We start from the raw sequence: 12,090 nt of genomic DNA on the forward strand, positions 1-12,090 counted from the left end.
GAATGAACGGCATCGAATTGCGCAACGTCACCAAGCGCTACGGCACCGACAGGAACGGGCCGCTGGCGGTCAAGGGCATCAGCTTCGAGGTGCCTGCGGGCACGCTCACCACCATCCTCGGGCCCTCGGGCTGCGGCAAGACGACCACGCTGCGCATGATCGCGGGGCTCGAATCGGCCACCTCGGGCTCGATCTTCATGGGCGGCCGCGACGTGACCACGCTGGGCCCGGCCGAGCGCAACGTGAGCATGATGTTCCAGAGCTACGCGCTGTTCCCGCACATGAACGTGATCGAGAACGTGGGCTACGGCCTGCGCATGAGCGGCGTGAAGAAGGACGAGGCCACCTCGCGGGCACGCGGCGCGCTCAAGGGCGTGGGGCTGGTCGGCTTCGACGAGCGGCTGCCCAGCGAACTCTCGGGCGGCCAGCAGCAGCGCGTGGCGCTGGCGCGCGCACTGGTGCTGGAGCCCGCGGTGCTGCTGTTCGACGAGCCGCTGTCCAACCTCGACGCCCGGCTGCGGCGCGAAATGCGCGAGGAGATCCGCGCGCTGCAGCAGCGCCTGAAGCTCACGGTGGCCTACGTCACGCACGACCAGAGCGAGGCCCTGGCCGTGAGCGACCAGATCATCGTGATGGACCACGGCGTGATCGCCCAGCGTGGCACGCCCGAGCAGCTCTACGCCCGGCCCGAGAGCGAATTCGTGGCCGGTTTCATGGGCGAGGCGATGGTGTTTCCGGCGGTGGCGCAAGCCGACGGCAGCGTCGCGCTCGGTCCGCTGCGGCTGCAGCCGCGCCATGCGGTGGCGCCCGGCGCGGTGAAGGTGGCGGTGCGGCCCGAGGCCTGGCAAATCGGGTTGGACGGCACCCGCGAGGGCCTGCCGGCCACGTTGCGCAAGGCGGCCTACCTCGGGAGCTTCTACGAATACGGCTTCGACACGCCGCTGGGGCCGGTCTTCGTGGTGTCGACCGATCTGTCGACGCCCCTGGCCGCGGGCGCCGAGGCCACGCTGTCGCTGGCGGCGCATGGTGTGAGCGTGGTGCCCGCCGCGTGAAACAATGGCGCCATGAACGTGGTTTTCGATCTTGGCGCCGTGCTGCTGGCATGGGAGCCCACCCGGCTGGTGCAGACCCATCTTCCCGAGCATGCCCCCACCGAGGCTGCCGCAGCGGCGCTGGGCCGAGCGCTTTTCCACCATGACGACTGGATGAGCTTCGACTGCGGCATGCGCTCGCTGGACGAGGCCATCGCGCGCCTGGCCCGGCGGCTGTCGCTGCCGGCGGAGCGGCTGGACGCCATGCTCGGCACGCTCGGGGAGCGCCTCGAGCCCATTGCCGTCACCGTGGAACTGCTGGAGGACCTGTTCGTCCGGCGCGAGGCCGGCGAGGCGCTGCGCCTGTACTACCTCTCGAACATGCCGGCGCCCTACGCACGCGCGGTCGAGCGCCGGCACGGCTTCATGCGGCGCTTCGACGGCGGCGTGTTCTCGGGTGACGTGAAATTCATCAAGCCGGATCGCGAAATCTACGAACTGCTGGCGGTGCGCCATGCGCTCGATCCCGCGCAGACGGTGTTCATCGACGACTCGGCCGCCAATGTGGAGGCCGCGCGTGCCTTCGGCTGGCAGGCCATCCATTGCACCTACCCGCCAGCTCTGGCGGCGCAGCTGGCGCGCTACCTGCCGGCTACCGGCCGGTGAGCACCACCTTGGAGGTGTCGAAGCCCAGGCTGGCGGCGTAGTCCAGCTCGGCCTGCAGCGCGTCGTCCTCGAGGCGCGGCGCGCGCGAAAGCACCCAGAGGTATTCGCGGTCGGGCGTGCCGACCAGCGCCACCTGGTAGTCGCGGTCGAGCTTCAGGATCCAGTAGTCGCCCCACACCATCGGCAGCCAGCTGAGCCACGACGGTGCAAAGCGCACTTCGAGCCGGCCCGCGCCGGGCTGGCCGGCCACCGGCACCACACGGGCCGTTCCCACCGCTTCGTCGAAATTGCCATCGGGCCGCACGCAGCGGTTGAGCACCTGCATGGTGCCATCGACCTGGAGCGTGTACTCGGCGCTCACGGGACCGGCGCACTGCTTCTGGAAGCGGTTGGGCAGGCGGGCCTGCTCGTGCCAGATGCCCGCATAGCGCTGCAGATCGACCGGCGCCACCACCTGCAGCGGCGCACGCATGAGCGGCGCACCATCGGGCGGCCCGGGCAGCTGGGCTCGCCCGGTGCGCCCCGCACCCATGGCGATCCAGGTGGCGACGCCGCCCACCACGAAGGCCGTGGCCAGGGTGCCGATGGCGTGGCTGGTGCGGCGGTCATCGAAGGAAGGAGCGCGGCTGGCGGCGGCAGCCGCGGCGGAGCGATGGCGAAGGGGCATGGGCGTGGCACTCCTGTGGTCGGAAGCATCAATCGGAAACGGCCAGCCTAGTCCCCGGCCGGGGCGGCGCGCCGTCAGCGGCGGACCACAGCCGCTGTAGGGCAGCGCGGCCGGCCGGCCACTTACAACCCTGTCGGCGGCAGGCTGATGCGGGGCGGTGAAAACCCGTGCTACGGTGCGCATGAAAACATCGGACCCGGCGCAACAGCGTGCAGGACTTGTCATCACCCGCACTGGATAATCTTTCTCCATGAACCAACTCGATGCTCTCCGCCAATGGACCACCGTGGTCGCCGACACCGGCGACTTCAAGCAACTTGCCATCTCCAGGCCGCAGGATGCGACCACCAATCCGTCGCTCATCCTGAAGGCGGTGCAGAAGCCCGAGTACCGGCCGCTGCTCGACGAAGCCGTCAGCAAGCACGCGGGCAAGCCGCTCGACGAGGTCATCGACCGGCTGCTGGTGCGCTTCGGCACCGAAATCCTCTCGATCATCCCGGGCCGCGTGTCGACCGAGGTCGACGCGCGCCTCTCGTTCGACACGGCCGCCACCGTTGCGCGCGGCGAGCGCATCGTGGCGCTCTACAAGGCCGAAGGCATCGACACCGAGAAGCGCCTGCTGATCAAGGTGGCCTCCACCTGGGAGGGCATCGAGGCGGCGCGCGCCCTGGAGCAGAAGGGCATCCGCACCAACCTCACGCTGCTGTTCTCGTTCGCGCAGGCCGTGGCCTGCGGCGCGGCCGGCGTGCAGCTCATCTCGCCCTTCGTGGGCCGCATCTACGACTGGTACAAGAAATCGGCCGGGGCCCAGTGGAACGAGGCCGCCAACGCGGGCGCAAACGACCCGGGCGTCAAGTCGGTGCGCCAGATCTTCGAGTACTACAAGCAGCACGGCATCAAGACCGAGGTGATGGGCGCGAGCTTCCGCAATGTGGGACAGATCCGGGCCCTGGCCGGCTGCGACCTGCTGACCATCAGCCCCGAGCTGCTGGCCGAGTTGGCCGCAAGCAACGAGCCCCTCGCGCATGCGCTCGACGCCTCCGCCGCGCCCACGGCCGACATGCAGAAAGTGAGCTACGACGAGGCCGGCTTCCGCTTCGCGCTCAACGAAGACGCCATGGCCACCGAGAAGCTCGCCGAGGGCATCCGCGCCTTTGCGGCCGATGCCGTGAAGCTCGAAAAACTCATGCAGGAAAGCGGCAAGTAAGCATGGCCATGACCCTTCGCTGCGACCGCGCGCCCGCCTGGGCGCAATTGCAGGCCGCCTTCGAGACCGCGGGCCGCCAGTTCGACGTGCGCCACGCCTTCGTCGACGATGCCGGCCGTTTCGAACGCTTCAGCCAGGAAGCGCCGTACCTGTTCGCCGACCTGTCGAAGAACCTGATCGATGCGCGCACGGAAGAACTGCTCTTCGCGCTGGCCCGCGAGTGCGGCCTCGAGGCGCACCGCGACGCGATGTTCGCGGGCGAGCACATCAACAACACCGAAGACCGCGCCGTGCTGCACACGCTGCTGCGCGCCCCCGCCGATGCGAAAGTGGGCAAGACGGCCGACAAGCTGCGCGAGGTGCACCAAACCCTCGATGCGATGCTGGCCTTTGCCGAGAAGGTGCGCGCCGACCACACGATCACCGACGTGGTCAACATCGGCATCGGCGGTTCCGACCTCGGGCCGCAGATGGCGGTGCTCGCGCTGGCCGAGTTCGCCGCGCCGGGCAAGCGCTTCCACTTCGTCTCGAACGTCGATGGCCACGAGCTGGCCGGCGTGCTGCGCGACCTGGCGCCGGAGCACACGCTGTTCCTCATTGCCTCCAAGACCTTCACCACGGCCGAGACCATGGCCAACGCGCTCTCGGCCAGGCGCTGGTACGAGCAGTCGGGCGGCACCGACATTGCCGGCCACTTTGCCGCGCTCACCACCAACGTCGAGGCGGCGAAGCAATTCGGCATCGACACCACCTTCGGTTTCTGGGACTGGGTGGGCGGGCGCTATTCGCTGTGGTCGGCCATCGGATTGCCGATTGCGCTGGCCATCGGCGCCGAGGGCTTCCGCCGGCTGCTGGCAGGCGCGCACGCAATGGACGAGCACTTCCGCAACGCGCCGCTCGAGCAGAACCTGCCGGCGCGGCTCGGCCTGCTCGACGTCTGGTACCGCAACTTCCACAAGTTCACGAGCCGCGGCATCGCGCCGTACCACAGCGCCCTGAAGCGCCTGCCGGCCTACCTGCAGCAGCTCGAGATGGAGAGCAACGGCAAGCAGGTCGATGCGAGCGGCGCGCCGCTGCCCGCCGGCCTCGGCACCTCGCCTGTGCTCTGGGGCGAGCCCGGAACCAATGGCCAGCATGCCTACTTCCAGATGCTGCACCAGGGCACCGACGTGATCCCGCTCGAATTCGTGGCGGTGCGCGATGCGGCGCACGACCTCGACGGCCACCACCCCAAGCTGCTGGCCAATGCGCTCGCGCAGGCGCAGGCGCTGATGGTCGGCAAGCTCGATGCCGGCGGCCACAAGAACTTCCCGGGCAACCGGCCGAGCAGCTTCTTCGTGTTCGAGAAGCTCACGCCCGAATCGCTGGGCGCCTTCCTTGCGCTGTACGAGCACCGCGTGTTCACCAGCGGCGCGCTGTGGGGCATCAACAGCTTCGACCAGTGGGGCGTGGAACTCGGCAAGGTGCTTGCGAAGGACATCGAGCCGCGCCTCGCCTCGGGCGACATCATGGGGCTCGACGCCTCGACGGCCGGCCTCCTGAAACGCCTGGGCACGCAGGCCTGATCCGCTGAAAGGCCGGGGCAGCAGGTCCGGATAGGCCGCGACAGGCCGATTCATAGGCCGTTTGTTTGCGAACTGATGGCCGAATTTGCCGTTGAAAGATGCGTCGATATGATCGGCCCGGGGAATTTCCCTGGGATTCAATCAAGAGGAGTCGATCAATGGACTTTCAGACAGCAGTCAAGACCTGTTTCAGCAAATACGCCGATTTCAACGGGCGCGCATCGCGTTCGGAGTACTGGTGGTTCGTGCTGGCCGAGGTCGTCGTTCTCATCGTGGCGAGCCTGATCCATCAATATGTGTACGTCATCGCGGCGCTGGGCTTCCTGCTGCCCGCGCTGGCCGTGGGCGCGCGCCGCCTGCACGACATCGGCAAGAGCGGCTGGCTCCAGCTGTTGATGATCATTCCGATCGTCAACCTGGTGCTGATCTACTTCTACGTGCAGCCCACGCAGCCCGAAACCAACCCGCACGGGGCGCCCGCCACCTGAGCCTCGGTCAGGCTGCAGTTTCCGCGCTGGAAAGCGCGCGCACCGGCCCGCCACTGGCCATGCGCACGCACAGGTCGAAGGCCTGCTGCAGCCCTTCGATCTGCGCGATGCCCTTGCCCGCGATGTCGAAGGCGCTGCCGCTGGCCGAGGTGGCCACCGGCACGGGCAGGCCGCCATGCAGCGTCACGCCCTGCTCGAAGCCCATCAGCTTCATCGCGATCTGGCCCTGGTCGTGGTACATCGACACCACCGCATCCACGTCGCCGCGGCGCGCACCGATGAACACCGTGTCGGGCGAGAACGGGCCGCGCGCATCGTGGCCCTCGGCGCGCAACCGCTCGATGGCCGGCGCGATGATCTCGATCTCTTCCATGCCGATGGAGCCGCCGTCGCCCGCATGCGGGTTGAGCCCCGTCACCGCAATGCGCGGCTGTGCCACGCCCGCGCGGCGCAGCGCCGACGCAATGATCTTCACCGCGTCGCTCACGCCCTCCACCGTGATGTGGCTTGCCACGTCCTTCAGCGGAATGTGCGAGGTCACGCGCGAGGTCCAGAGCGATCCCGTGAGGTTGAACTCGCAGACAAAACCCGTCACCGCGAAGCGCTCCTGCATGTAGCGCAGCTCGTCCTCGTGCACGAGGCCACCGAGCCGCAGCGAATGCTTGTTGAGCGGCGCGAAGACAATGCCCTCGGCCTGGCCGCGCCGCACGGCCGCGGTGGCGAGTTCGAGCGCCTCGAAGGAAGCGCGGCCCGAGGCCTCGTTCGACGCCCCGAGCACCGGCTCCCGGCCTTCCATCCAGTCGTGCAGCAGCACGGTGAGGCGGCCGTCTTCGAAGCGCAGGTCGTCGAGTCCGCCGACCCGCAGCGGATCCAGCTTCATGCCCGCCACGCGCTCGCCCGCGGCCAGCACCGCGGGGTCGGCGATCAGCAGCACGCGCGCGGCGTCCAGGTTGCGCTGGCGCGCGAGCAGCTTCACGGCCATCTCGGGGCCGATGCCGCCGGGGTCGCCGAGCAGCACGGCGATGCGGGGCTTGGCGGAGATCAGGCTGGGGGTCTTCGATGAAGTGGACATGTGGGCAGGAATGAAATGATGATGAAGAAGAGAGGCCTCATTCGGCCTTGATGTTGGCGTCGCGCACCAGCTGGCCGTAGTGGTCGAACTCCTGCCTGTTCATCGCCGCGAAGGCTTCGCCGGTCAGCGTGCCGGGCTCGCCGCCCAGGGCCTTGATGCGCGTTTGCACGTCGGCCAGCTTCAGCGTGCGCACGAGCTCGGCGTTCAGCCGCTCGACCGCGGGCCGCGGCGTGCCGGCCGTCACGTAGAGGCCGTACCAGGTGGAGACGTCCGCGCCCTTGATGCCCTGCTCGGCCAGCGTGGGCACGTCGGGCAGCTCGGGCGAGCGCTGCGGCGCGCTCACGGCCAGCGCGCGGAACTTGCCGGCCTTGATCTGGCCCATGGCGGAGGAAGTGCTGTCGAACATCATGTCGACTTCGCCGCCGATGATGTCGACGTGGGCCTGCGAGCTGCCCTTGTAGGGCACGTGGATCGACTTCATGCCGGTGGCCAGGTTGAAGGCCTCGCCGCCCACGTGCTGGGTGCTGCCGATGCCGGAGGAGGCGTACTTGAAGCCGCCCGGCCTGGCGCCCATGGCCGCCACCAGCTCCTTCACCGATTTGTAGGGAGAGCTTGCCGAGACCACCAGCACGTTGGGCATCACCGCCACCAGGCCGATCGGCTGCAGGTCTTTCAGCGGGTCGTACTTGAGCTTGAGGATGTGGGGCGCCACCGCCTGCGCGGTGTTGGTGGCCAGCAGCAGCGTGCTGCCGTCGGCCGCGGCGCGCGCCGTGAGCTCGCCGGCAATGGTGTTGGAGGCGCCGGGCCGGTTCTCCACCGTCACGGGCTGCTTGAGCACCGGCGCGAACTTGTCGGCCAGCACGCGCGCCAGGATGTCGGTGCCGCCTCCGGGCGAGGCGCCGACCAGGATGCGCAGCGGCTTGTCGGGGTAGGCCGGCTGCTGCGCACCGGCGGTGGCGGCCATCAGCGCCAGCGCGGCCGTGCCCGCCGCGCGGGCCAGAAAAGATTGCTTCATCGGGGTGTCTCCTGCTTGTTTGGCGCGAGCTTAGGCAGCTTCATGCGGCCGATCCAATCAAAAAAGCCCGAAGCTCCATATACTTTTGTGCATGACTTCCGGTTCCGGCCTGACCGACGCATCGCTGATGCTCCACGTGCGGCCGCGCCAGTTGCTCCTGCTGGCGCGGCTCGATACCCACCGCCACCTGGGCCGCGCGGCCGAGGCCATGAACATCAGCCAGCCGGCCGCCACCAAGCTGCTGCAGCAGCTGGAGGACTCGCTCGGCGAAAGGCTTTTCGAGCGCCTTGCGCGCGGCATGGAGCCCACGCCCTACGGCGAGATCCTGATCCGCTATGCCCGCCGCGTGCTCAGCGACTTCGGCAGCGCGCGCGAGGAAATGCTCGCGCTGCGCTCCGGCCTCAGCGGCTCGCTGCGCGTGGGCAGCGTGCCGGGCGCCGTGCCCGAACTGCTGGCGCCGGCACTGGTCGAGTACCACCGCCGCCATCCGCAGGTGGCCGTGTCGGTGGTGGTCGAGACCAGCGACGTGATGCAGGCGCAGCTGGAACAGGGCGATGTCGACCTGGTGCTGGGCCGGCTCACCGACGGCCACGACGAGGCGAAGTACGCGAGCGTGCCGCTGCTGGGCGAATCGCAGGTGGTGGTGGTGCGCGCCACGCACCCGGTGTTCGAGCGCGCCACCGTCACGCTGGCCGAGATGGCCAACTGGTCCTGGGTGCTGCAGCCGCCGGGCTCGCCGCAGCGCGGGCGCTTCGAGGCGGCGATGCGGGAGGCGGGCATCCAGGCGCGGCTCGACATCATCGAAACGGCATCGCCCATTGCCATCACCGCCTTGCTCGAGAACTCCGACATGGCGGCCGTGATGCCGGCTTCGCAGGCCAGCCACTACGCCCGGCTGGGCGTGCTGCGCACGGTGCCGGTGGAACTGCCGGTGCGCGTACCGCCAATCTGCCTCGTCACCCGGCAGGACCGCGCGCTCTCACCGGCCGCGGCGCAGTTCCGGCGCCAGCTGCTGGGCGGCGCCTGAAGCCTTTGGATTGAGATTTTCCATGCTGTATTGCACCAACTAGGGAATCTCCTAGCCAACTGGTGCATGAAAGTACCATAGCGAGCCGGTGAAGTACCAAACCCGCAAGCGCGTTTCTCCAGAATCCCGCCACGGCGACCCAAACAGAGCGGGCGTCGCTCACCTCTAGGAGACAACATGAAGCGTTTTCTGAAAGCGGGCCTCGTCCTCGCACTCATCGGCACGGGCGCGATGTCCCAGGCCGCCACCGAACTCGTGATCGCGACCGTCAACAACGGCCACATGATCGAGATGCAGAAGCTCACCCCCTTCTTCGAAAAAGCCAACCCCGACATCAAGCTCAAGTGGGTCACGCTGGAAGAAGGCACGCTGCGCCAGCGCGTGACCACCGACATCGCCACCAAGGGCGGCCAGTTCGACGTGATGACCATCGGCCTGTACGAAACCCCGATCTGGTCGAAGAAGGGCTGGCTCAAGCCCATTGCCACCGACGCCGCCTATGACGTGGACGACCTGCTGCCCGCCATCCGCAACGGCCTGTCGACCGACGGCAAGCTCTACGCCGCGCCGTTCTACGGCGAGAGCTCGATGCTCATGTACCGCAAGGACCTGGCCGACAAGGTGGGCGTGAAGTTCTCCGAGCAGCCGACCTGGGCGCAGGTGAAGGAGTTCGCCGACAAGGCCAATGACCCGAAGGCCGGCGTGTACGGCATGTGCCTGCGCGGCAAGCCGGGCTGGGGCGACAACATGGCCTTCCTGACCACGCTGGTCAATACGCACGGCGGCCAGTGGTTCGACATGCAGTGGAAGCCGCAGATCGACACCAAGCCATGGAAGGACGCCATCACCTTCTACGTCGACTTGATGAAGAAGAACGGCCCTCCGGGCGCCTCGGCCAACAGCTTCAACGAGAACCTCGCGCTCTTCAACGAAGGCAAGTGCGCGGCCTGGGTCGACGCGACCATCGCGGCCTCGTTCATCAGCGACCCGAAGCAGTCGAAGGTGGCTGACAAGGTGGCGTTCGCGCAGGCGCCGATCGCCGTCACGCCCAAGGGCGCCAACTGGCTGTGGTCGTGGAACCTGGCCATTCCGGCCAGCTCGACCAAGGACGACGCCGCGCAGAAGTTCATCAAGTGGGCCACGTCCAAGGACTACGTCAACCTCGTGGCCAAGGAAACCGGCTGGGCTTCGGTGCCGACCGGCACGCGCAAGTCGACCTATGCGAACCCCGAGTTCCAGAAGGTTGCGAAGTTTGCTGCAGCCGAGAAAAGGGCCATCGACACCGCCAACCTCACCGACAGCACGCTGCCCAAGTCGCCCTACGCCGGCGTCCAGTACGCGGCCATCCCCGAGTTCCAGGCCATTGGCGTGGCCGTGGGCCAGCAGATGAGCGCGGCGCTGTCGGGCAAGGTCACGGTCGACCAGGCGCTGAAGACCTCGCAGACGGCGGCCGAGCGCGAGATGAAGAAGGCCGGGTACTACAAGTAAGCCAGGCTTTCTTTCTTGCTCCCTCCCCTCCCGGGGGAGGGGAGGGGTGGGGGCACGCGGCGCACCAATCGCCGCAGCGCTCGAGCAGCGAGCCCCCATCCCCGCCTTCCCCCGGAGGGGGAAGGAGCCAGAGACAACGAGAAGGAACCTCTTCATGAAACGACTCCTGCCCCGCGCCCTCATGGCGCCCGCCGTGCTCACGCTCCTGCTGTGGATGATCGTGCCGCTCGCGATGACGTTGTACTTCTCGTTCGTGAACTACAACCTCATGCAGCCCGGCGAACGCACCTTCGCGGGCATCGAGAACTTTCACTACTTCGTCACCGATCCGGACTTCTGGCCCGCGACCTGGAACACGCTGGTGCTGATCGGCAGCGTGATCGCCATCACGGTGGTGCTCGGCGTGCTGCTTGCGCTGCTGGTGAACGAACCCTTTCCGGGCCGCGGCATCGTGCGGGTACTGCTGATCTCGCCCTTCTTCGTCATGCCCGCGGTCAACGCGCTGCTGTGGAAGCACATGATGATGAATCCCATCTACGGCATCCTGGCCGACGTGTGGCGCTTCTTCGGCGCGACGCCGGTCGACTGGCTCACCGATGTGCCGCTGTTCTCGGTGATCGTCATGGTGGCCTGGCAGTGGCTGCCGTTCGCCTGCCTGATCTTCATCACCTCGCTGCAGTCGCTCGACCGCGAGCAGATGGAAGCCGCGCGCATGGACGGCGCGAGCGCGTTCCAGCGCTTCTTCTACCTGACCATCCCGCACCTCGGCCGGCCGATGGCGGTGGTGATCATGATCGAGATGATCTTTCTGCTCAGCGTGTTCGCCGAAATTGCCATCACCACCAATGGCGGCCCGGGCAACGAGAGCACCAACATGACCTACCTGATCTTCAAGCAGTCGCTGATGAACTTCGACGTGGGCGTGGCCTCGGCCGGTGCGCTGTTCGCGGTGGTGCTGGCCAACATCGTGGCCGTGTTCCTGATCCGCATCATCGGCAAGAACCTGGATTGAAGGAACGACCATGCAACCCAGCAATTTCCTTCCGCAACTGCTGCGCACCGCCGGTGCATGGGCCGTGGCGCTTCTGCTGTTCTTTCCGCTCGGCTGGCTGTTCCTCACGGCCTTCAAGACGGAGCTGCAGGCGATCCACGTGCCGCCGCTCTTCATCTTCGAGCCCACGCTCGGCAACTTCAGCGAAGTGCAGCGCCGCAGCGATTACCTGCTGTATGCGCGCAACTCGCTCATCACCAGCCTGGGCTCGACCATCATCGGCCTCCTGATCGCGGCGCCCGCCGCGTACTCGATGGCCTTCTTCCGCACGAAGAAGACGCGCGACATCCTGATGTGGATGCTCTCCACCAAGATGATGCCGGCCGTCGGGGCGCTGGTGCCGATCTACGTGCTCGCGCAGACTGCGGGCCTGCTGGATTCGCTCACCGCGCTGACCATCGTGTTCACGCTGTCGAACCTGCCGATCATGGTGTGGATGCTCTACAGCGCCTACAAGGACATTCCGAACGAAATCCTCGAAGCCGCGCGCATGGACGGCGCCAGCCTGTGGACAGAGTTCCGCCACGTCGTGCTGCCGTTGTCGGTGGGCGGTCTCGCATCGACCGGCCTCTTGTGCCTGGTGCTGAGCTGGAACGAGGCCTTCTGGGCGCTCAATCTCAGCTCGGCCAAGGCCGGCACGCTGGCCACGCTGATCGCCTCGTACTCCAGCCCCGAGGGCCTGTTCTGGGCCAAGCTGTCGGCCGCCTCGCTGATGGCCATTGCGCCCATCGTCGTGTTCGGCTGGTTCAGCCAGAAGCAGCTCGTCCAGGGCCTGACCTTCGGCGCCGTCAAGTAAAGAAAGGGAGACACCCC

At 67.5% G+C, this 12,090-nt stretch carries 12 protein-coding genes; 9 read left to right on the top strand and 3 right to left on the bottom strand.

Going from position 1 to position 12,090, the window contains the following annotated elements; genetic code table 11:
* The first annotated feature begins 2 nt into the window (after positions 1-2).
* Together FB547_RS07405 and FB547_RS07410 are read left to right on the top strand one after the other, a co-directional pair.
* Positions 3-1,052 (top strand): ABC transporter ATP-binding protein, encoded by a 1,050-nt coding sequence (locus FB547_RS07405; protein WP_145740927.1) that lies wholly within the window; start codon positions 3-5, stop codon positions 1,050-1,052.
* Positions 1,053-1,064: 12 nt separating this feature from the next.
* Positions 1,065-1,697, top strand: a complete 633-nt coding sequence (locus FB547_RS07410) for an HAD family hydrolase (protein WP_145740928.1) — start codon at positions 1,065-1,067, stop codon at positions 1,695-1,697.
* Here FB547_RS07410 and FB547_RS07415 read toward each other — a convergent pair.
* Positions 1,684-2,364 carry a lipocalin family protein gene (locus FB547_RS07415; RefSeq protein WP_145740930.1) on the bottom strand — a complete coding sequence of 227 codons (681 nt, stop codon included), beginning with the start codon at positions 2,362-2,364 and terminating at the stop codon, positions 1,684-1,686. The two genes, FB547_RS07410 and FB547_RS07415, sit on opposite strands and share 14 nt — an antisense overlap.
* A gap of 250 nt (positions 2,365-2,614) precedes the next feature.
* Between FB547_RS07415 and tal the strand changes: the two genes are divergently transcribed.
* From tal to FB547_RS07430, 3 genes are all read left to right on the top strand, one after another.
* On the top strand, positions 2,615-3,571 hold the full coding sequence (tal, locus tag FB547_RS07420; RefSeq protein WP_145740932.1) for a transaldolase: 957 nt from the start codon (positions 2,615-2,617) through the stop codon (positions 3,569-3,571).
* A gap of 2 nt (positions 3,572-3,573) precedes the next feature.
* Entirely contained in the window at positions 3,574-5,136 is a 1,563-nt protein-coding gene (gene pgi / locus FB547_RS07425) for a glucose-6-phosphate isomerase (protein ID WP_145740934.1), read from the top strand.
* A gap of 158 nt (positions 5,137-5,294) precedes the next feature.
* Positions 5,295-5,624 carry a DUF805 domain-containing protein gene (locus FB547_RS07430; protein WP_145740936.1) on the top strand — a complete coding sequence of 110 codons (330 nt, stop codon included), beginning with the start codon at positions 5,295-5,297 and terminating at the stop codon, positions 5,622-5,624.
* 7 nt (positions 5,625-5,631) lie between these two features.
* On the opposite strand, the gene FB547_RS07435 is transcribed toward FB547_RS07430, so the two are convergent.
* On the bottom strand, positions 5,632-6,696 hold the full coding sequence (locus FB547_RS07435; protein WP_145740938.1) for a PdxA family protein: 1,065 nt from the start codon (positions 6,694-6,696) through the stop codon (positions 5,632-5,634).
* Between the two features lie 37 nt (positions 6,697-6,733).
* Complete coding sequence (locus FB547_RS07440; RefSeq protein ID WP_145740940.1) at positions 6,734-7,711, bottom strand: Bug family tripartite tricarboxylate transporter substrate binding protein; 978 nt, start codon at positions 7,709-7,711, stop codon at positions 6,734-6,736.
* A gap of 91 nt (positions 7,712-7,802) precedes the next feature.
* Here FB547_RS07440 and FB547_RS07445 point away from each other — a divergent pair, with 91 nt between their 5' ends.
* The 4 genes from FB547_RS07445 (at position 7,803) to FB547_RS07460 (ending at position 12,073) form a co-directional block, all read left to right on the top strand.
* Complete coding sequence (locus tag FB547_RS07445) at positions 7,803-8,738, top strand: LysR family transcriptional regulator (protein WP_225612785.1); 936 nt, start codon at positions 7,803-7,805, stop codon at positions 8,736-8,738.
* Positions 8,739-8,915: 177 nt separating this feature from the next.
* Positions 8,916-10,226 (top strand): ABC transporter substrate-binding protein, encoded by a 1,311-nt coding sequence (locus FB547_RS07450; protein WP_145740942.1) that lies wholly within the window; start codon positions 8,916-8,918, stop codon positions 10,224-10,226.
* Positions 10,227-10,380: 154 nt separating this feature from the next.
* On the top strand, positions 10,381-11,238 hold the full coding sequence (locus FB547_RS07455) for a carbohydrate ABC transporter permease (RefSeq protein ID WP_145740944.1): 858 nt from the start codon (positions 10,381-10,383) through the stop codon (positions 11,236-11,238).
* Positions 11,239-11,248: 10 nt separating this feature from the next.
* A complete protein-coding gene (locus tag FB547_RS07460) occupies positions 11,249-12,073 on the top strand; it encodes a carbohydrate ABC transporter permease (RefSeq protein ID WP_145740946.1) in 825 nt (274 codons plus the stop codon).
* Positions 12,074-12,090 lie beyond the last annotated feature (17 nt).

It is taken from the genome of Variovorax beijingensis (assembly GCF_007828835.1).
Taxonomy (GTDB): Bacteria; Pseudomonadota; Gammaproteobacteria; order Burkholderiales; family Burkholderiaceae_C; genus Variovorax; species Variovorax beijingensis_A.